Annotated in this window: 16 protein-coding genes; 4 read left to right on the forward strand and 12 right to left on the reverse strand. The window is 66.1% G+C overall.

Annotation, left to right across the window (positions count from 1 at the left end):
• Positions 1 to 20 precede the first annotated feature (20 nt).
• From C2H86_RS19830 to C2H86_RS28215, 4 genes are all read left to right on the forward strand, one after another.
• Entirely contained in the window at positions 21 to 2,396 is a 2,376-nt protein-coding gene (locus C2H86_RS19830; RefSeq protein ID WP_159412962.1) for an efflux RND transporter permease subunit, read from the forward strand.
• Between the two features lie 81 nt (positions 2,397 to 2,477).
• Positions 2,478 to 2,768 carry a DUF5629 family protein gene (locus C2H86_RS19835; RefSeq protein ID WP_159409453.1) on the forward strand — a complete coding sequence of 97 codons (291 nt, stop codon included), beginning with the start codon at positions 2,478 to 2,480 and terminating at the stop codon, positions 2,766 to 2,768.
• Positions 2,734 to 3,864, forward strand: a complete 1,131-nt coding sequence (locus C2H86_RS19840; protein WP_205524555.1) for a lactonase family protein — start codon at positions 2,734 to 2,736, stop codon at positions 3,862 to 3,864. Before C2H86_RS19835 ends, C2H86_RS19840 begins: the two co-directional genes overlap by 35 nt.
• Before the next feature lie 123 nt (positions 3,865 to 3,987).
• Positions 3,988 to 4,164: a hypothetical protein gene (locus C2H86_RS28215; RefSeq protein WP_177331676.1), complete on the forward strand. Its 177-nt coding sequence runs from the start codon at positions 3,988 to 3,990 to the stop codon at positions 4,162 to 4,164.
• A 134-nt stretch (positions 4,165 to 4,298) separates the two neighbouring features.
• Here the strand turns inward: C2H86_RS28215 and C2H86_RS19845 are convergent, their stop codons facing one another.
• The 12 genes from C2H86_RS19845 to C2H86_RS19900 form a co-directional block, all read right to left on the reverse strand.
• Entirely contained in the window at positions 4,299 to 4,892 is a 594-nt protein-coding gene (locus C2H86_RS19845) for a glutathione S-transferase (RefSeq protein ID WP_159409455.1), read from the reverse strand.
• Entirely contained in the window at positions 4,889 to 8,533 is a 3,645-nt protein-coding gene (locus C2H86_RS19850; protein WP_159409456.1) for an AAA family ATPase, read from the reverse strand. Before C2H86_RS19850 ends, C2H86_RS19845 begins: the two co-directional genes overlap by 4 nt.
• Entirely contained in the window at positions 8,530 to 9,768 is a 1,239-nt protein-coding gene (locus C2H86_RS19855; protein ID WP_159409457.1) for an exonuclease SbcCD subunit D C-terminal domain-containing protein, read from the reverse strand. The genes C2H86_RS19850 and C2H86_RS19855 overlap by 4 nt, the downstream gene beginning before the upstream one ends.
• Positions 9,769 to 10,192: 424 nt before the next feature.
• Positions 10,193 to 11,818, reverse strand: coding sequence for a BatD family protein (locus C2H86_RS19860; RefSeq protein WP_159409458.1), 1,626 nt, complete (start codon positions 11,816 to 11,818; stop codon positions 10,193 to 10,195).
• Positions 11,815 to 13,533 (reverse strand): tetratricopeptide repeat protein, encoded by a 1,719-nt coding sequence (locus C2H86_RS19865; protein WP_159409459.1) that lies wholly within the window; start codon positions 13,531 to 13,533, stop codon positions 11,815 to 11,817. Before C2H86_RS19865 ends, C2H86_RS19860 begins: the two co-directional genes overlap by 4 nt.
• Complete coding sequence (locus tag C2H86_RS19870; protein ID WP_159409460.1) at positions 13,530 to 14,606, reverse strand: vWA domain-containing protein; 1,077 nt, start codon at positions 14,604 to 14,606, stop codon at positions 13,530 to 13,532. The genes C2H86_RS19865 and C2H86_RS19870 overlap by 4 nt, the downstream gene beginning before the upstream one ends.
• Entirely contained in the window at positions 14,599 to 15,093 is a 495-nt protein-coding gene (locus tag C2H86_RS19875) for a DUF4381 domain-containing protein (protein WP_027919336.1), read from the reverse strand. The genes C2H86_RS19870 and C2H86_RS19875 overlap by 8 nt, the downstream gene beginning before the upstream one ends.
• A 13-nt stretch (positions 15,094 to 15,106) precedes the next feature.
• Entirely contained in the window at positions 15,107 to 16,051 is a 945-nt protein-coding gene (locus C2H86_RS19880) for a DUF58 domain-containing protein (protein WP_159409461.1), read from the reverse strand.
• A gap of 3 nt (positions 16,052 to 16,054) precedes the next feature.
• A complete protein-coding gene (locus tag C2H86_RS19885; RefSeq protein WP_159409462.1) occupies positions 16,055 to 17,014 on the reverse strand; it encodes an AAA family ATPase in 960 nt (319 codons plus the stop codon).
• A 145-nt stretch (positions 17,015 to 17,159) separates the two neighbouring features.
• Positions 17,160 to 18,491 carry an MFS transporter gene (locus C2H86_RS19890; RefSeq protein ID WP_159409463.1) on the reverse strand — a complete coding sequence of 444 codons (1,332 nt, stop codon included), beginning with the start codon at positions 18,489 to 18,491 and terminating at the stop codon, positions 17,160 to 17,162.
• A gap of 42 nt (positions 18,492 to 18,533) precedes the next feature.
• The gene (gene lhgO, locus C2H86_RS19895; RefSeq protein WP_159409464.1) at positions 18,534 to 19,727 is read right to left on the reverse strand and encodes an L-2-hydroxyglutarate oxidase; all 1,194 of its coding nucleotides are present in this window, start codon (positions 19,725 to 19,727) and stop codon (positions 18,534 to 18,536) included.
• Positions 19,728 to 19,830: 103 nt separating this feature from the next.
• Positions 19,831 to 20,541 carry a FadR/GntR family transcriptional regulator gene (locus C2H86_RS19900; protein ID WP_159409465.1) on the reverse strand — a complete coding sequence of 237 codons (711 nt, stop codon included), beginning with the start codon at positions 20,539 to 20,541 and terminating at the stop codon, positions 19,831 to 19,833.
• Positions 20,542 to 20,814: the final 273 nt, after the last annotated feature.

The following is a 20,814-nucleotide window of genomic DNA, read 5'->3' on the forward strand; positions in this document are numbered from 1 at the left end:
CCAGCAGGGAGAGCATCACCATGCACCCGCACCATCAGGACAAGGCCACGCTGCTAGAACGCCTGATCTTCAACAACCGCCCGGTGGTCATTGCCCTGTGCCTGCTGGTCAGCATTTTCCTGTTCTGGCAGGCCACGCAGATCCGCCCCTCGACCAGCTTCGAAAAGATGATCCCGCTGCAGCACCCGTTCATCGAACAGATGATGGAGCACCGCAACGACCTGGCCAACCTGGGCAACACCGTGCGCATCTCGGTCGAGGCGGTCAACGGCGACATCTTCGACAAGGATTACATGGAAACGCTGCGGCAGATCCATGACGAGGTGTTCTACATCCCTGGGGTCGACCGCGCCGGCCTCAAGTCGCTGTGGAGCCCCAGCGTGCGCTGGAGCGAGGTCACCGAAGAGGGCTTTTCCGGCGGCGAAGTCATCCCCAACACCTACAACGGCTCCCAGGACAGCCTGGATACCCTGCGCGACAACGTGCTCAAGTCCGGCCAGGTCGGGCGCCTGGTAGGCAACAACTTCAAGTCCAGCATCGTCGACGTGCCACTGCTGGAAAGCTTCCCTGACCCGCAGGACCCCGGCAAGCAGGTCAAGCTGGATTACCAGCAGTTCTCGCACCAGCTCGAAGAGAAGATCCGCGACAAGTTCCAGGCGCAGAACCCCAACGTGAAGATCCACATCATCGGCTTCGCCAAGAAGGTCGGCGACCTGATCGACGGCCTGGTGATGGTGGCGATGTTCTTCGGCGTGGCCCTGGTGATCACCTGGGTCCTGCTGTACTGGTTCACCTGGTGTATCCGCAGCACCATCGCCGTGCTCATCACCACCCTGGTGGCGGTGGTCTGGCAGCTGGGCCTGATGCACGCGGTGGGCTTCGGCCTGGACCCTTACTCGATGCTGGTGCCGTTCCTGATCTTCGCCATCGGCATTTCCCACGGCGTGCAGAAGATCAACGGCATCGCCTTGCAGTCCAGTGACGCCGACAATGCCTTGACTGCGGCCCGGCGCACCTTCCGTCAGCTGTTCCTGCCGGGGATGATCGCCATCCTCGCCGACGCCGTGGGCTTCATCACCCTGTTGATCATCGACATTGGCGTGATCCGCGAGCTGGCCATCGGCGCGTCCATCGGCGTGGCGGTGATCGTGTTCACCAACCTGATCCTGCTGCCGGTGGCGATTTCCTACGTAGGCATCAGCAAAAAGGCCATCGAGCGCAGCAAGAAGGACGCGACCCGCGAGCACCCGTTCTGGCGCCTGCTGTCGAACTTCGCCAGCGCCAAGGTGGCCCCGGTGTCCATCACCCTGGCGCTGATCGCCTTTGCCGGCGGCCTGTGGTACAGCCAGAACCTGAAGATCGGTGACCTCGACCAGGGTGCGCCGGAGCTGCGCCCGGACTCGCGCTACAACCAGGACAACAACTTCATCATCAGCAACTACTCGACCAGTTCCGACGTGCTGGTGATCATGGTCAAGACGCCGCCGGAAAGCTGCTCCATCCACTCGACCATGGCGCCGATCGACGAGCTGATGTGGACCATGCAGAACACCCCAGGCGTGCAGTCGGCGATCTCCCTGGTGACGGTCTCCAAGCAGGTGATCAAGGGCATGAACGAGGGCAGCCTCAAGTGGGAGACCCTGTCGCGTAACCCGGACATCCTCAACAACTCCATCGCACGTGCAGACGGCCTGTACAACGCCGACTGCTCGCTGGCGCCGGTACTGGTGTTCCTCAACGACCACAAGGCAGAGACCCTGGAGCGTGTCACCGGCGTGGCCAAGGCGTTTGCCGACAGCCATGACAAGGAGGGGCTGCAGTTCCTGCTGGCGGCCGGTAACGCCGGGATCGAGGCGGCCACCAACGAGGTGATCAAGTCGGCCGAGCTGACCATCCTGATCCTGGTCTACCTCTGCGTGGCGGTGATGTGCATGATCACCTTCCGCTCGTTCGCCGCGACCCTGTGCATCGTCCTGCCGCTGGTACTGACCTCGGTGCTGGGTAATGCGCTGATGGCGTTCATGGGCATCGGCGTCAAGGTCGCCACCTTGCCGGTGGTGGCCCTGGGCGTGGGTATCGGCGTGGACTACGGCATTTACATCTACAGCCGCCTGGAAAGCTTCCTGCGCGCCGGGTTGCCGTTGCAGGAGGCTTACTACCAGACCCTGCGCTCGACCGGCAAAGCGGTGCTGTTCACCGGCCTGTGCCTGGCGATTGGCGTGTGCACCTGGATCTTCTCGGCGATCAAGTTCCAGGCCGACATGGGGCTGATGCTGACCTTCATGCTGCTGTGGAACATGTTCGGCGCGCTGTGGCTGCTGCCGGCGCTGGCGCGGTTCCTGATCAAGCCGGAGAAGATGGTGGGCAAGGAGGGGGGCTCGATCTTCGCCCATTGACAGAGCGATCCTGTGGGAGCGGGGCAAGCCCGCTCCCACAGAGCTCGCTATAATGCCGATTCATTTCTGATCGGTATCCCCATGTCCCCCCTCGCCACTTCCCTCGCATCCTGCGACATGCTCCTGATCGACGGCCTGCACGCCTTCGATTTCACCTGCGACGAATCCGGCCTCACCATCGAATGCATGGACGGACGCCAGCACCGCCGCTGGTCCTTCACCCCCGAGCAGCTTGCTGCCGCCGTCGGCGCCGGTGATGAATGGCAACTCGCCGATGCCCAGGGCGAGCATCGTCTAGTCTGTATGAGTGCCTTTCGCGCCCCGGATGAAGACGACGATGAACCGGATCTGGACGAGCCTGCTGACCGCTAGCCTGATGAGCCTGACAATCACCGCCCACGCCGCCACGTTGCTGGTGGGCAGCTACACCGATGGCCAGAGCCAGGGTATCTACCGCTACGCGTTCGACAGCAGGACGGGGCAGATCGACCCTGCGCCGCAACAGGTGGTCAAGAGCGTCAGCCCGTCGTGGCTGGTGCTGTCAGCCGACCAGCGCCAGTTGTTCGCGGTCAATGAAACCCCGAACGGCCAAGTCAGCAGCTTCAGCGTCAGCGCCAAAGGCGAGATCAAGCCGCTGAATCAGGTGGCCAGCCGTGGCGACGAACCGACCCACGCCAGCCTGAGCCGTGACCAGCGCTACCTGTTCGTCGCCAACTACGCCGTTGCCCCTGACCCGGGCGGCAGCCTGGTGGTGATCCCGGTGGCCAAGGATGGCAAGCTCAAGGACGTGGTGCAGCAGCTGCGGCACAAGCCCAGTGGCGTCAACCCCGAGCGCCAGGCCGGGGCCCACGTGCATTCGCTGGTGCTGTCACCGGATGGCCAGCATGTCTATGCCTGCGACCTGGGCGCCGACAAGGTCTTCATCTATCGCTACGACGGCGCCAGCGCCGATCACCCTCTGACCCCGGCGATCCCCGCGTCGGTGGACCTGCCGCCCGGTAGCGGGCCGCGTCATCTGCTGTTCGACGCCAAGGGCCGGCATGCCTACCTGACGCTGGAAATGAGCGGTGAAGTGGTGATGTTCGACGTCAGGGACGATGCCCTGCTGGAGCGTCAGCGCCTGCCACTGACCGAGAAACAGGATGCCGCCGCCAAGGCCTCGGGTGGCTTGCACCTGTCGGCGGACGGGCGCTTTCTGTATGTGAGCAACCGCGGCACTGCGAACGAAATCGTGGTGTTCAGCGTGGGCAAGGACGATGGCCAGCTGGCCTTCCTGCAGCGTCGTTCGGTGGAGGGCGACCACCCGCGGGAGTTCGCCCTGGACCCGAGCGACAACTTCCTGCTGGTGGCCAACCAGAAGAGCAACCAGATCGTGGTCATGCGCCGCGACCCGCGCAGCGGCAAGCTCGGCGAGACGGTGCAGACCTTCACCCAGGATGCACCTTCGGACCTCAAGTTCATCGATTGACTATCGATAGCGGTGATAACCCTTACCAGCGCAATGAATTTCTGCGGGCGACCTCAGCGGCGTAAGTTTGACCCAAGGCCCAAGCGGCTGAACGTCAAACCACACACGTCGAGGTCAGCCACCATGAACTTCAATCTCTTCCCCGTGATTGCCGCATCCGCCATCTCCGCCTCCGTCGTGCTGCCGGCCCATGCCCATGCCGACAGCAGCAAGCCCACGGCTACCCACAGCTATACCGAGCAGTACCTGCGCCAGAGCGCCAACTTTCATGCGGCTTTGAGTGGCAAGCACAGCCACTGATTCCAGCCCGTATGAGGTCCTTGTAGGAGCGGGCTTGCCCCGCGAACACCGGCGAAGCCGGAGCCAGGCACCGCGTCGTCTGTTTCGCGGGGCAAGCCCGCTCCTACAGGGACCCCGTTGTAGTCGATAGTTGTTTAACGCGCCATCACCGAGGTGAACAGCGGCGAAGCCAACCACCCCTCCAGCCAGCTCCGCACCCGCGGATAAGCCGCCTCGGCGAACCACTGCGGTTCGACCCCGGCAAACTGGCGCATCAGGGGCAACAGGGCGGCATCGGCCAGGCTCGGGTGATCGGCCAGCAGGTATGGCCGGCCTTCGAGCAACTGCTCAAGCTCCGCCAGCCAGGCCTCGGCCTGCTGGCGATAATGCTCGCGTGAGTGCTCCGGGTAGCGCTCGGCGTACTTGTACAGGTTCACCTGCGCCTTGAACGTGCTGTCGTTGCGGGCAATCAGCGCCTCGGCGTGCTGTGCGGCGGCGGGGTCGGCCTGCAGGCGCCAGTCCTGTGGGTCGTTGTGCTGCAGTGCCCAGCGCATGATGTCCAGGCTCTCTTCCAATACACCGTCACCGGTATCCAGCACCGGCACCGTGCCCTTGGGCGACAAGGCCAACAGTGCGGCCGGCTTGTTCTTCATCGCCACCTCGACGATCTCCACCGCGCAGCCGGCATAGCGCAGCGCCAGGCGCGCACGCATGGCCCACGGGCAGCGGCGGAACGAGTAGAGAATCACCCGCACACCTCTACGTCGCTCAGGCCATTGCCTTGGCGACGCACCTGGATCTGCACCGGAATGCGCTCGTGCATCTCCTGCACGTGGGAGATCACTGCGACCTTGCGCCCCTGCGCCTGCAGGCCGTCGAGGGCGTCCATGGCCAGTTGCAGCGATTCCGGGTCGAGGCTGCCGAAGCCTTCGTCGATGAACAGCGATTCGATGCGCAGTGTGCTCGAAGCCATTGATGCCAGGCCCAGGGCCAGGGCCAGCGAGACCAGGAAGGTTTCACCGCCTGACAGCGAGTGCACCGAGCGCAGCTCGTCGCCCATTTCAGTGTCCAGCACCAGCAGGCCCAGGGCGCTGCCACCGCGCTTGAGGCGATAGCGGCGCGCCAGCTGGCGCAGTTGGGCGTTGGCGTGGTGCAGCAGCAGGTCGAGGTTGTAGCCTTGGGCGATCTTGCGGAACACGTCGCCCGAGGCCGAGCCGATCAGCGCGTTCAGCCGCGCCCAGCGCTGCCATTGCTGGTAGGCCTGCTCGATTTCCCCGGCCAGGGCCTGGCTCGCCTGCTGGCGGCGCTGGTCGTCGGCCTGCTGCGCACGCAGTTCGGCGCATTGTTGTTCATGGCCGGCCATCCGCTCGCGCAGCTCGCCCAGCGCTTGCTCAAGGTTCTCGACCGAAGCATCGACGCTCATCTGCGCGGCGTGCTGCTGCAGTCGCTGTGCGCGTTCCTGGAGTAGCACGCGGCTCTGCTCGATGGCCTTCTCGGCACCTTGCAGGCGCTGGCGCAGCTCACCCAGTTGGGCGTCGTCGATGGCCAGCAGGCGATCCAGCCCGGCGTCGTCCAGCTCTGGATGCTCGGCGCGCCACTGGGCGATGTCGCCCTGCAGTTGCTGGCACTCGCTTTCCAGTGCCTGCTGCTGCTGGATATTGGCCTTGAGTTCGCTGGCCAGTTGCACGCCCTGGGTGCGCAGGTCCTGCAGGCGCTGGGCGGTGTCGGCATCGACGGCGCGGGCCTGCTCCAGCTGGCTGTCCATGTGCTGCTGCCAGGCTTCGGCGCTGGCCTGCTCGCCGAGCAGCTCGGCCAGCGCGGCCTGGGCCTGCTGACGTTGGCTGTCGAGCGCGGCGAGCTGTTGCTCTACCTGCGTCAGGGCTTGCACGCGGGCTTGCTGCTGGTCGCGCAGCTTGTCCAGCTGCACCTGGCGCGCTTGCTGTTCTTCCTGCTCGTCCTTGCGCTGCTCCAACTGTTGCAGGCGCTGGGCAATCTGCTGGTCGAGGGCGAGGAAGGCATTGGCCGGGTCATCGCTCAGGGCATTGAGTACGTCGCCCGGGAGTACGTTGGCCAAGTCCTTGAGACCCTGCTCTAGCTGCTGCTCATCACTGGCCAAGGCCTGGTGCTGCTGGTCGAGATGGCGCTGGGCCTGTTGCTGGGCTTCCTGCGCTGCCTGCAGTTGCTGGTTGAGGCGGGCGGCATCCTTCTGCAGGGCGAGCAGGGCGCTCAGGCGCTTCTCGTCCTTGCCGACTTCTTCGTCGAGGCGCCGCAGCTGGCTGTCGAGCCAGGCACTGCGGGCCTTGTCGTCCTGCGGGGCGAGGGCGGGCCAGAGGCTGTGCGCCTGCACCTGCGCCACCAGCGGTTGCAGCTGTTCGCCAAGCTGCTGCTGTTGCTGCTGATAGTCCTTGAGCTGGGCGTTGACCACGCCGAGCTGGGTGCGCAGCTCGACCAGCTTGCCGTTGAGGGTTTCGACCTGTTTTTGCGCGGCTTCTTCTTCAACCTGGTCATGGCGACCAAGGCTCTGCAGCAGGGCTTCAGGTTGATGGAACGGGTGTTCGGCACTGCCACATACCGGGCAGGGCTCGCCATCGCGCAACTGGCCGCGCAGTTCCTCAACGCTGGTATTGCGCGCCAGGCGCTGGCGTTCCAGCAACTGGCGAGTGAGGTTGAGCGCCTGTTCGGCGGCCTCCAGTTCGGCCTTGGCTGCCGTGCCTTTGCCGATCAGTTGCTGGCGTTGCTGCATGGCCTGCTGCTGACGCTCACGCAGGGCATCGAGTTGCTGACGCAGCTCCTGTTCACGGCCATGCAGGCGCGACAACTCCTCGACGGCGCGTTGCTGCTTGCGGTTGTCCTGCAGCATGTTGCCGAGCAGGTCGATCTGTTCGGCCAGGGCTTGGGGTTCGGCCTTGGCTTCGCGGAACAGCAGCTCGAAGTGGTCACGCTGGGTCTGCAGCTGGACATTGGCCTGGCTGGCCAGGGCCTGCAGGCCGGGCAGTTCCTCGCGACCCTTGGCCAGGCGACCACCGATCAGCATCACCTGCTTGAGTTGTGGCAGGTAGGCCTGCCAGGCATTGGCCAGGCCGGCCAGGTGCTGGCTGTCGGCCAGGGCGGTGTCGATCTGGGTCAGTTGCTGCTGGCTGCGCTGCTGATTCTCTTCCGTTTGCTGCAGTTGCTGCTGGCCTTCGGCGACCTGCTGCGCGGCCTGATCGCAGGCGCTGCGTTGCCCCGCCAGTTGTTGGTCGAGACGTATCAGGCTGTCCTGGCCGGCGAAGGCCTGGCGCAGGCGTGGGGCATTTTCGCTGTGCAGGGTCTGGCTCTGCGCCAGAGCCTCGCGAGACGCCAGCAATGCTTGTTCCAGCTCTGCGGTGCGCGTGTGCAATTCGGTTTGCTGGCGCTGTTGCTCGGCAATCTGCGCAGCGACCGGTGCCAGTTGCGCGCCGAGCATCTGCTGGCGGTGGAACTGGTGGCGCTGCGGCGCCAGGCGCTCCAGGCGTTGCAGGTCGAGGCGCTGCTCGGCCAGTTGCTGCCAGTCCTGTTCGGCGGCTTGCAGGGTGGCGCTGGCTTCGGCGTGCTGGGCCTGCAACTGGCGTTGTTCATTGAGCCAGTTGCGTTGCTGCTCGAGCCGGCGCTCGCCGGCCTGGTCGGTCTTGAACTGCTGCAACGCCTGCTCCAGGCGCTGGTCGAGTTCGGCGCGGGCTTCGGCGGCCATCGGCAACAAGTGACTGGCGCGGTCATTGAGGGCTTTGTGTGCTTCGCCGGTTTCCCGCGCCTTGCTGAAGGCACGCTGGCCGAGACGGGTGTAGATGGCGGTGTTGGTGAGCTTTTCCAGCAGCTCGCTGCGCTCCTTGTCGTCAGCCTTGAGGAAGGCGCCGAACTCGCTTTGCGCCAGCATCACCGCGCGGGTGAACTGCTCGAAATTCAGGCCAAGGCGGGCTTCGATCAGTTGCTTGTATTCGCTCTTGCCGCTGCCCAGCACCTGTTCGCTGTCCAGGTCGTACAGGCTCTGGCGGCTGAACTGCAGCTTGCCGTTGGCTTTGTCGCGGGCGCGGTTGGCTTCCCAGCGGGCGCGGTAGCGGTGGCCGTCGATGCCGACGAAGTCGACTTCGGCAAAGCCGCTGCCGGTGCCACGGCGCAACAGGTTGCGCGGGTCGGACGTGGGGATTTCGCCGTCGCCGTCCGGTACCTTGGCTTCGCGGCCGATGTCGTTCAGGCGCGGAACCGTGCCGAACAGGGCCAGGCACAGGGCATCGAGCAAGGTGCTCTTGCCGGCGCCGGTCGGCCCGGTGATGGCGAACAGGCCGGCGCTGGCCAGGGGCTCGGCGGTAAAGTCGATGTCGACCGGGCCGGCCAGGGATGCCAGGTTCTTCAGGCGGATGGCGAGAATCTTCATGGCTGTTCCTCTTCCAGCTGGACGTCCTGCAGCAGCAGGGCGAAATCGGCCAGGGCCTGCTCGTCGACGGGGTTGCCGTAAGCCTGCTCCCAGGCGCGGCTGAACAGGTCCTGCGGGGTCATCTGCGCCAGTTCGACGAATGCCAGGTCGTCGTCTTCGCTGTTGTTGCGGCCAGCATACTCAGCGCTGATGCGGATCAAGCGCACGGCCTTGCCCTCAAGCGCGGTTTCGATCTGTAGGCGCAGATCGGGTTGCGGTTCGTCCAGAATCACGCGCACCTCCAGCCAAGGCTGGCGGTTGGGGTCTTCGAGCAGGTCGATCACCGGTAGCTCGGCCAGTTGCTCGAGCAGTTCGCCCAGCGGCGCCGGGCCGACCCGCTGCAAGGCCACCGCACGCGGTACCGGGCGCGGCTCGACGCTGACCAGCTCGCTACCGTCGAGTTCGACTTCCACCACCTGGTGCGGGTAGTTGATTTCGGCGAACGACAGCGGGATCGGCGAGCCGCTGTAGCGGATGCGGCTTTCGCGGTTGACCTTCTGCGGCTTGTGCAGGTGGCCGAGCGCCACGTAGCTGATCGACTTGTCGAACAGCTTGGCCGGCAAGGCCTCGGCATTGCCGATGATCAGGCTGCGCTCGGAGTCTTCCGACACCGCACCACCGGCCATGTGCGCATGGCTGATGGCGATCAGTGCCTGGTCCTTCTTGCGCTTTTTCTGCGCCGCGCCAATCAGCTGCTGGTGCACCTGGGTGATGCCTTGCAGGTAGTCGTCGCCCAGTTGCGGGCCGGTCACTTCGGCCGGGCGCAGGAAGGGCAGGGCCAGGCACCAGGCGGCGACCTTGCCGCGGCCGTTGGTCAGCGGTATCAGCAGGCGCTCGGCATCCAGCTGGCCTTCGTCGAGCCAGTGCACACGGCCTAGCGCGTGGGTGCGCAGGCGGCGCATGAGCGCGGCGGGCAGCTCGATGCGCGAGCCGGAGTCGTGGTTGCCGGCGATCATCACGATGTCCAGCTTCGGCTGCTGCTCGTGGGCCTGGACGATGAAGTCGTAGAGTCGCTCCTGGGCTTTGACCGGCGGGTTGACCGTGTCGAAAATGTCGCCGGCGATCAGCAACGCGTCCGGCTGGCGCAGGCGCAGCTGGCCGAGCAGCCAGTCGAGGAAGCAGGCGTGTTCGAAGTCGCGTTCCTGGCCGTGCAGGCTTTGGCCCAGGTGCCAGTCGGAGGTGTGAAACAGACGCATGGATGACCTGTCGGTGTCGAGTCAGCAAGCCGGGGGCTTGGCGTGAATGATGGGCTTTGCGGAGCCGGGTATGGTAACCCAAGCTTGGGTTGATTGAGTTTCTGATTGCGTCAGGGCTGCCAGGTGCCTGGCGGGGGAGATTCAGCGCCTGTGAGATCGAGCGCCGCCCGCGCGGCGCATCGCGTGCTTTGCACGCTCCTACGTTTATTTCTGGCCAGTAACGCCTGTGGCAGGCGCGCGCGACCGCTTTTGTTTGTACGGCGCGATACCAAGCCATGCACCAAGGCGTTCGCGCGTAAATCCCACAGGAATAATTGGCCCGAAACAAACGTAGGAGCGAGCGTAGCTCGCGATGCGCCGCGCGGGCGGCGCTCGATCTCACAGGCGCTGAAAATCCGGAGGCATGCACCTCTCAGCCACCCCCTCACTTCGGATAAAGCGGCGGCAAACTCCCACTCTCGCCCGCAGGCAACAACACCTGTTCCGCCGGCGGAATCGTGCCAATCGCCCGCCACAGATCCTCACCCTGCCAATATTGCCCACTCTCGCTGTAAAGCGCCCCGTTCAACCCATCCAGCGCATCCGACAGCGGCACGAAGCGCGCCGCCATCTCGGCCAGGGTTTCCGGCTGCTGCCGCGCCCATGCATCGAGCGCCTGGCGAGTAGCCTGTGGATCGTTGGCCTGGCAGGCGCGCTTGAGGTCGTCCAGCAGGGTGCGCGGGCTTGGGCCGTTCTGCGCGGCACGCAGCACCGCTGGTTGCGAGCGGGCGCGCCACCACAGGGCGAAGCCGAGCACCGTGGTCAGGGCGAACAGCAGGGTGGCGAGCTGCCAGGGCCAGAGCAGGTGGCTGGCGCCGCTGCTGTCGCCGGCCGGGGAGTCGGCGCTCAGCGCCGGGTTGTCCAGCACGTCCAGGGTGCGCGCCGGCAGGCTGCTGTGCTCCAGATGGTCTTCGCGGGTGTTCCACCAAGTGACTTCCACTGCCGGCAAGGCCAGGTTGCCGCTGTGGGTCGGCACCAGGGCTTCGCGTTCCTCGCGGTTGGCGGTCATGCCGCGCTCGCTGATCTCGTTGCGCAGCACCGGCTGGTCGGGGTAACGGCGCAGGCCGACGATTTCGGTGGCGGGCAGCTGCGGCAGCTGGGTGCTCGACAGGCCTTCGGCGCGCAGGGTGATGCTGCGCGTCAGCGAGTCGCCGATCTGTGGCTGCTGGCTTGCCGGGTCGGGGTTCCAGTGTTCTTCCAGGGTCAGGCTGCGCGCCGGCAGCCACGGCACGTTGGCGGGCCAGTCGGCGGGAATGGGGCGCACGGCCAGGCGCAGCGGCAACGAACTGACCTGGACCTGGCGGCCTGCCCGGGCGGTGCCGGCGGCCTGCTGGCCGTTGTCGGCGGCGGTGGCGGTGAAGGTCAACGGTGGGATGTCCAGGTCACCGCTCTGTTGCGGATACACCGCGTAGCGGGTTTCGATCACCCCGTGGCGCACGCCGTTGATTTCTTTCTCGTAGGTGCGCGATTCACCCAGCGGCTCAACCTTGGCGTTTTCCAGCTGCAGCGGGCTCAGGCTGCTGTCGTCGTACAGCGACACCGAATGGTAGATGCGCAGGGTCAGCACGGCCTGGGCCTGGACGTACACTTCGTTGCTGTCCAGTGTGGCCTCGACGAACACCTGCGAGGCGATTTCCGGGCGGCTGCTGTCGGCCTGCAGCACTTGCAGGTCGATGGCCTGGCTGTGCGACTGGCCCAGCTGCAGTTCGGGGATGCGCAGGCTGCCGCTGCGCCGTGGCAGCAGGGTGATGATCCAGCGGGTGCTGGCGCGGGTTTCCCCGTCGAGGGTGTGCAGGCTGTTCAGCTGGCGTGTGCCGCGTACTTCGAAGTCGCTGTCCAGGGCGTGCAGGTCGGGCTTGCCGAACTGGGTCACGTCCTGGCTTTCGAGGGTCAGCTCAAGGGTTTCGCCGGCCTCCAGGCGCGTGCGGTCGACGCTGGCCTGCAGCGTGGGTAGGGCCTGGGCCATGACGGCCCACAACAGGCTGAGTAGAAAGACGCCGAAGCGACTCATCGTGTTTTTTCCTGATGCAATTGCTGTTCATACCAGAATTTGCGCCGCAACAGCTCCGCCGGGTTGTCGGGGATCTCGCGCAGCCATTGTTCCAGGGCCTGTCGCTGTTCGGCATCGAGGCTGGTCGATACCGGGCGCTGCGGCGGCTGGGTGATGCTGTCGTCATCGCCGCCCTGGTTGCCAGGCGCCGCCTGGCTGTTGTTGCTGCCTTCGCCGGGTTGTTCGGCCTTGGCCTGTTCCTCACTGCCGGGCGTGCCTTGGGTAGGGCTGCTGGCCGAGCTGCTGTTGCCTTCGGTTTCACTGCCGGGGGTACCTTGGGCATCGCTGTTGGCCGGTTGCTCCTCGGCCTGGGCCTCACGTTGCTGCAGCAGTTGCTGCACCAGCGCCTGGTTGGCCAGTGCCGGCTGCAGGTCGGGCTGGCGCTCCAGGGCCTGTTCGTAGGCATCCAGGGCGGCTTCCAGTTCGCCACTGCGGGCCAGGGCATTGCCTCGATTGTAGTGGGCTGCGGCGCTGTCGCCCTGGGCGAAGGCCTCGGCGGCACCGGCATAGTCGCCGGCCTGGTACAGCGCCATGCCGCGCCATTGCGGGTCGTGGAAGTGCCGGGCGGCGTCTGCCGGGCGTTGTTTGCGCAGCAGCATCTGGCCCTGTTGATCGGGGCGCAGCCACAAGTCATTGAACTCGAAGGCCTGGCTCGGTTGCGGCAGGGCCAGCAGCAGCGGCAGGCAGAACAGCCAGCCGCGGCGCCCGGCACAGGCGGCCAGCAGCAACAACGGCAGCAACAGCCAGTAGCCCTGGTCGGCCCAGCTGTCCAGTTGCAGGGTCTGGCCGGCATCGTGCAGGTGGCGCGGGTTGTCGAACAGGCCAAGGCCGCGCAGGTCGAGGTCGTCGATGCGGGCATGGCGGTAGCGCCCGCCGGTACCACTGATGAAGGCCTTGAGGCTGGCGCTGTCGAGTCGCGGCAGGAGGATGCCACCCTGGTCATCCTTGAGGTACTCGCCATTGGCCTGGCGCACTGGCGCGCCGTCGCCGGTGCCGATGCCGAGCATCAGCAGGCTCGGGCCCTGGCGGCCGAGGGCCTGGGTGATGCCTTGGCGCTCCGGCGCGCTCAGCGCCGAGCCGACCAGCAGCAGGCGACCCTGGCCGAGGCCGCTCTGGGCCAGCAGGGCCAGGCCTTTTTGTACGGCCAGGTCGGCGCGTTGACCGGGTTTGGGCATGATCGACGGGTCGATGGCTTCCAGCAGGTTACGCGTGGTGCCAAGGTCATCCGACAGCGGCACCAGGGTGTGCGCACTGCCGGCATAGACGATCAGCGCGGTCTGGCTGTCATTGCGGTGTTCGAGCAGGTCGAGGATCTTGCGCCGGGCCTGTTCCAGGCGGTTGGGCGCAACGTCTTCGGCAAGCATCTGCGGGGTCAGTTCGAGCAGGATCACCAGCGGGTCGGCCGGACGCTGGCGGGTTTCTTCCAGGCGCTGCCAGCTCGGCCCGAGCAGGGCCAGCACCACCAGCAGCCAGGCCAGGCCCAGGGCCACCCACGGCAGCTTGCTGTTGCTGCCGCTACCACCGCCAAGCAGCACCGGGTGAAACGCTGGCGGCAGGATCATCTGCCAGCGCCCGGCGCGTTTGCGTCGGTGCCACAGTTTGAACAGCAGCCAGCCGAGCAGGGGCACGACCAGCAGCCAGAGCGGGCGCAGCCATTGTGGCCAGAAATCGATCATCGGCGTTTCCTCAGGCGCAGGCGTTTCAGGCGCTGGCGCCATTCCGGATGGGGCTGCAGGAAACGCGGTTTGCGCAGCACCTTGTGCAGCAGGTTGTCGGGCCATTGCACCGCCACCACCAGCAACACGCTGAGCAGCAGGGCCAAGGCCAGCGGCCAGGCATACAGGGCTTTGGCGGTGCGCGCCTGGGTCGGTTGCTGGGCCACTGGCTCCAGCTGGTCGAGGGTGTCGCCGATGGCGTTCAGCTCGGCACCGTCATGGGCGCGGAAGTAGGCACCGTGGGTGATGTCGGCAATTTCCTTGAGCGACGCTTCGTCGAGGTCCAGGCTCGGGTTCAGGCCGAGCAGGCCGGGCGTGCCGCTGGCCTCGGGGTTGGCGCCGATGCCGATGGTGTAGATGCGCACGCCTTCCTGGGCAGCCAGGCGGGCGGCGGTCAGCGGGTGGATCTGCCCACCGTTGTTGGCGCCATCGGTGACCAGCACCAATACCCGGCTTTGTGCCGGGCGTTGGCGCAGGCGCTTGACCGCCAGGCCGATGGCGTCACCGATGGCGGTGTTCTTGCCGGCGATGCCAATCTGCGCTTCGTCAAGGAAGGTGCGCACGGTGCGCCGGTCGAAGGTCAGCGGGGCCTGCAGGTAGGCCTGGCTGCCAAACAGGATCAGGCCGACACGGTCGCCTTCGCGGTCCTGCAGGAAGTCGCCGAGCAGCGCCTTGACCAGGTCGAGGCGGCTGATGTCTTCGTCTTTCCACTGCATGTCGGGGAAGTCCATCGAGCCCGACACATCCACCGCCACCAGCAGGTCGCGGCCGCTGGCGGCCACCGGCACCGGCTCACCGAGCCATTGCGGGCGCGCCGCGGCCAGCAGCAGTAACAGCCAGATCAGCACATACGGCGCCTGCTGGCGCAGGGTCGGCAGATTCAGGCGTGCGCGGCGCCCGGCCAGGCCTTCCAGCTCGTCGAGGAAGCCGACCTTGAGCACCGGCTCGCCGCTGTCGGCGGCGGGCAGCACCAGGCGCGCCAGCCACGGCAGCGGCAGCAGCGCGAAGACCCACGGCCAGGCCAGTTCAAACATGTTTGCGAATCCAGGTTTCGACCGCCTGGCTGAGCCCGACGATGGCCTTGTCGTCGAGCTTGCACTCGGGCTTGTAGGCGCCTTCGACCAGCACCATCCAGCGGGTCAGGCCGGCGGCCGGGCAGCGGTTGTCGAGAAAGGCCAGCCACTGGCGGCCGTTCAAGGTATGGCTGTTGGCGCCGGGGTAGTGGTTGCGGCACAGGCGCTTGAGCAGGGCGTTGATCTGCTGCAGCCAGGCGCCGGCCGGCGCGCCGTCGTAGGGGCGCGGCAGGCGGGCGAGTTCGGCCAGGGCTTCCAGGCGCACCGGGTCGAGTGGCAGCTCGGCGCGCACCACCGGACGCTTGCCCGGGCGCCAGCGGCGCAACCGCCACAGGCCCCAGACCAGCAGCGGCAGCAGCGCGAGCAGCAGCCACCAGCCCGGTGCCGGCGGCCACAGGCCGATCGCTGGCGGTGCGATCAGCGGTTGCAGCTGGTCCAGCGGGTTCATTGTGCGCACCTCATCATGAATCGCCCCGTGGTCGCTGGGCGTTCAGGTATTCGCGCAATTGTTCGATCATCTCGCTCTGGGTGCTCAGCGGCATCAGCAGCACGCGCAGCTTCTGCGCCATCAGCTCCCAGCGCTCGATGCGCGCTTCGGCCTGTTGACGGTAGGCCTGGCGCAGGTTGGCGTCCAGGGTGTCGAGCTCCAGCTGCGAGCCGCGCTGGGCGAAGCGCAGCAGGCCGGCGGCGGGCAGGGCGTGGTCGAGCGGGTCGGACACCGGCATCAGCAACAGGTCGCAATGGCGCGAGAGCATGGCCAGGTGTTGCTCGGCCTGGGCACTGAGCGAGCGTTCGTCGCAGATGACGATGGCCAGGCTGCCGGGGCGCAGTACTTCACGGGCGCGGCGCAGGGCCAGGCCGAGGCTGTCGGTCTGCGGCGCGGCTTCGGTGTGCAGGGCCTGGTTGACCTTGGCCAGGCGGTTGAGCAGCTGCAGCAGGCTCTGTTTGCTGCGCCGTGGCTTGATCTCGTGGTGCTCGTTATCGCCGAACACCAGCCCGCCGATGCGGTCGTTGTGGCCCAGTGCGGCCCAGCCGAACAGCGCGGCAGCCTCGGCTGCAAGCACCGACTTGAACATCAGCCCCGAGCCGAAGAACAGGCGCTGGCTCTGTTCGACGAGGATGAAGATCGGCCGTTCGCGTTCCTCGTGGAACAGCTTGGTGTGCGGCTCCTGAGTGCGTGCGGTGACGCGCCAGTCGATGTTGCGTACATCGTCACCGGCCTGGTACACGCGCACCTGGTCGAAGTCCACGCCGCGCCCGCGCAGCTTGGAATGGTGCAGGCCGACCAGCGGGCTGCGCTGGCCGGGGCGGGAAAACAGCTGGATCTCGCGCACGCGGTGGCGCATGTCGATCAGTTCGGCGAGGCCGATGCGGATGCCGGGTTCGGCCTGCGGCGCGGTGGGCATGGGTCAGGCAACGGCCACGACGTCGAGGATGCGCTGGACCACCCGGTCCTGGTCGATCCCCGCCGCTTCGGCTTCGAACGACAGGATGATGCGGTGGCGCAGCACATCGAACAGCACCGCCTGGATGTCTTCCGGGCTGACGAAGTCGCGCCCGGCCAGCCAGGCATGGGCACGCGCGCAGCGGTCGAGGGCGATCGAACCACGCGGGCTGGCGCCATAGGCGATCCAGTCGGCCAACTCGGTGTCGAACTTGGCCGGGGTGCGGGTGGCCATGACCAGTTGCACCAGGTATTCCTCCACGGCGTCGGCCATGTACAGGCCGAGGATTTCCTTGCGTGCGGCAAAGATCGCTTGCTGACTGACCCGGCGCTCGGGCTTCACTTCGCCGCCCAGCGCTTCGCCACGGGCCTGGGCGAGGATACGGCGCTCTACGGCGGCATCGGGGAAGCCGATCTTCACGTGCATCAGGAAGCGGTCGAGCTGGGCTTCGGGCAGCGGGTAGGTGCCTTCCTGCTCGATCGGGTTCTGCGTGGCCATCACCAGGAACAGCGGCGACAGGTCGTAGGTGCTGCGGCCCACGCTGACCTGGCGCTCGGCCATGGCTTCGAGCAGCGCCGACTGCACCTTGGCCGGGGCGCGGTTGATTTCGTCGGCCAGCACCAGGTTGTGGAAGATCGGCCCCTGCTGGAACACGAAGCTGCCGGTTTCCGGGCGATAGATCTCGGTGCCGGTGATGTCGGCGGGGAGCAGGTCGGGGGTGAACTGGATGCGATGGAACTGCGCCTCGATGCCTTCGGCCAGCTCTTTGATGGCCTTGGTCTTGGCCAGCCCCGGCGCACCTTCAACCAGCATGTGGCCGTCGGCCAGCAACACGATCAACAGCCGCTCGACCAGCTTCTCCTGGCCTAGGATCTGGGAGGAAAGAAAGGTGCGTAGCGCGATCAGCGCTTCACGGTGTTCCATCGGCGGCGGTTCCTGGGTTTGCGCCAGGTCGCGGGCGACCTGGCAGGGGGTGATACTTTAATCTATCCAGGGGTGTGCCGACCAATGCAGGCCGCGATTTTTATCGCTGTCACGGTCGCTGCAGGGCGCCCCGCACGCTTTCGGGTCAGTTCTTCGAAGTGGAATGCTTGCGCCCCTGGTCGCAGAGGGCGAACACCACCACCAGCACCCCGGCAATCGCCAGGATAAGCGCCACGCCATCGGTGGAATGGGTCGCCGACCCGGCCACCAGGGCCAGGCCGCCCAGCGGTGCCAGGCCACCGGCTACCGCGGTGCCGATCTCACGGCCGGTGCCAAAGCCCGACGAGCGTGTCTGGGTCGGGAACTGGCGGCTGAGGAACGACCCCTGCGGGGCGAACATCATCGGCGCAAGAATGCCGGTGCCGATCGCGATGGCGATGTAGATCTGGGTAGGCTCACCGGTGCTCAACAGCTGCAGGAACGGGTAGGCGAACAGTGCCGACAGAACCCCGCCGAGCATCAGCACGGTCTTGCTGCTCCAGCGGTCGCACAGCCAGCCGAAGAACGGCACGGCGAAGATCGCCACCAAGCTGGCGATGGTCACCGACAGCGAGGTGACATGCGCTTCCACGCCCTTGAACTGGGTCAGGTAGGCCAGCGAGAAGGTCTTGAAGATGTAGCTCAGGGCGTTGTAGCCGATGGCCACGAAGAACACCACGGCCAGGCCCTTGAGGTCGTTCCTGAACAGCAGCTTCAGCGGCGACACCTGTGGCTTGCTGCTATCGGCCTTGTCGAGTTCCTTGAAGTCCGGTGTCTCGGGGATGCTCTTGCGCACCCACAGGCCGACCGCCACCAGGGCGATGCTGGCAATGAACGGGATGCGCCAGCCACCGGCCAGGAGGAACTCGTTGCCATTCATGGTCAGCAGGTACACGGTGAGCGACGACAGCAGCAGGCCCAGGTTCAGACCCAGCGCCGGCCAGGCGCCCTGGCTGCCGCGCTTGCCTTCGCTGGCATGTTCGTAGGAAGTGACTGCTGCGCCGGACAGCTCGGCCCCCGCGCCCAGGCCCTGGATGATTCGGATCACCACCAGCAGGATCGGTGCCCAGATGCCGATGCTGGCATAGCCTGGAATCAGCCCGATCAGCGCCGTGCACACGCCCATCATGCAGAAGGTGATCACCAGCACATGCTTGCGCCCGAAGCGGTCGCCCAGGTAGCCGAACAGGATGCCGCCGAAGGGGCGGGCGATGAAACCGATGGCGAAAGTGGAGAAGGCCAGCAGCGAGGCCACCGCCGGGTTGCTGGCATCGAAGAAGATCTTCGAGAACACGATCGCTGCCATGGTCGCGTAGAGGTAGAAGTCGTACCACTCCAGCATCGAGCCGAAGATGGTCGCCGCCGCCACCTTGCGCAGGCGCTTGCGTTGCTGTTGCGGAGTCTCGTGCGCGGCCGGGGCCGCCTCATGTACCGACATGGGGGTTCCTTATTGTCTTTGTAGTTGTGGGTGACGCAGATTTCAGCGGGCCTTCAGGATCTTCTCGGCGATCATCTGGCCGATCGGAATGGCCGAGGTGGCAGCCGGCGACGGGGCATTGCAGACATGCACCATGCGTGGGGTCTCGGCGAACAGGAAGTCATGCACCAGGGTGCCGTCGCGCATCACCGCCTGGGCGCGAATGCCCGCTTCGTAGGGCAGCAGGTCTGCCACTTCCAGCGATGGGCAGTACTTGCGGCACTGTTCCAGGTAACCGCGCTTGAACAGCGAGTTCTTCATCTCGGTGGTGCCGGAACCGAGGTTGTTCCAGATGGTTTTCCAGAACCCTGGGAAGCGGGCGTACTCGGCCACGTCGCGCCAGTTGACCGAAAGCTTGCGGTAGTTCTCGCGGCCGAAACCGAGCACGGCGTTCGGGCCGACGGTAACGCTGCCGTCGATCATGCGCGTCAGGTGCACGCCGAGGAATGGCAGCTCCGGGTCGGGAATCGGGTAGATCAGGTGGTTGACGATCTGATTCTTGCTGGCCGGCAGGCGGTAGTACTCGCCGCGGAAGGGGATGATCTGATGGTCGATCTTCACCCCGGCCAGGCGCGCCAGGCGGTCGGACTGCAGGCCGGCGCAGGCCACCAGCTGGCGGGCGCGCCAGGTGTGGTTGTCGGTGCCGATGGCGACATGGTCGGCGTGCTCCTGGATGGCGCGCACGCGGGTGGACAGGTGCACCTCGCCGCCAGCCTGGCGGATCACCTTGGCCATGGCGTTGCACACCTGGGTGTAGTCGACGATGCCGGTGGCATCGAGGAACAGCGCGCCCTTGCCGACGATGTTCGGTTCACGTTCAGCCAGCGCGGCAGCGTCCAGTCGCTCGACCTTCAGGCCGTTCTGCTGCGAGCGCTCGTACAGTGCCTGCATGCGTTGCACTTCCAGGTCGTTGGAAGCCACCAGCAATTTGCCGCAGACCTCGAAGGCGATGCCGTGCTCGCTGCAGAAGTCCTTGGTCGCCTGGGCGCCGCGCTTGCACAGTTCGGCCTTGAGGCTGCCCGGTGCGTAGTAGATGCCCGCATGAATCACGCCACTGTTGTGGCCGGTCTGGTGGCGACCGAGGCTGGCTTCCTTCTCCAGGATCAGCAGGGATGCGCCCGGGCGCTGTTCGAGCAGGGCCATCGCGGTGGCGAGGCCGACGATGCCGCCGCCGATGATGCAGTAGTCGTAAGTCATGCAGGGGTACCTTGGTATTCTTGTCGGTGGATCTGCTTATCAGGTTGTCAGACTAAGTAGTGCGTAAAAAGGCCCGCGTCAGGCCGCGTCGGTTTCTCCGAGGTCAGTCGAGGGCGGGAAGGTCGATCTTCAGGCGCTTCGCCGAGGCGCGCAGGTGCGCTTCGGCGCAGGCTGCGGCCGCCTGGCGGTCGCCATCGGCGATGGCCTGGTACAGCGCCTGATGTTCACGATTGGCATCGGCCGAACCACCCACCGAGTGGGCAGCGGAGTTTTCCCAGGCGGTGCGTCGGGCGCTCGCCAGCTGGCCGCCGAGGAAGTCGTGGAAGGCCACGAAGTAATCGTTCTTGCTGGCTTCGGCAATCGCCCGGTGGAAGGCCACGTCGGCGGCCGAGGCGGTGGCGAAGTCGCTGCGCTTGTCGAGCATTTCCTGCAGGGCCTTGGCCATGTGGGCCAGGTCCTGCTCGTCGCGGCGGCGGGCGGCGATGGCGGCGGCCTGGGTCTCGATCCACAGGCGCATTTCGAACATCTGCACCAGGTCCGGCTTGCGGCCATTGCTGCCGGGGAAGCGGAACACGGTGCCGGCGGGTGTTTGCGAGATGTAGGAGCCGAGTCCGCGACGGGCGATCAGCACGCCATCGGCCTTGAGCTGCGCCACCGCCTCACGCACCACCGAGCGGCTGACGTTCAGCTGTTCGGCCAGTTGCTGTTCGGTGGGCAGGCGCGATTCGGCGGCCAGGCGGCCGGAATCGATCTCGGCGCGAATGGCGCTGACGACCCGGTCTACCAGGGTGTCGGGGCGCTGGAGCTCTAACATGGAAACGGTTGCCTAGTTATCAGGTTGTCAGACAATGCCTGTGGAGGAGTAGGCTGTCAACGGTTTCGAGGTGGTGAAGAGGTTTGGGATGTATGTCTTTAGAGGGTTGTTGCTTTGGCGACCGAGCGCCGCCCGCGCGGCGCATCGCGAGCTTTGCTCGCTCCTACGTTTGTTTTGGCCAGTAACGCCTGTGACAGGGGCGCACGACCGCCTTGTTGGTACGACACGAAAATGAGGCATGCGCCAAGGCGTTCGCGCGCAAATCCCCCAGGA

It is taken from the genome of Pseudomonas putida, from assembly GCF_009883635.2.
Classification (GTDB): domain Bacteria; phylum Pseudomonadota; class Gammaproteobacteria; order Pseudomonadales; family Pseudomonadaceae; genus Aquipseudomonas; species Aquipseudomonas putida_W.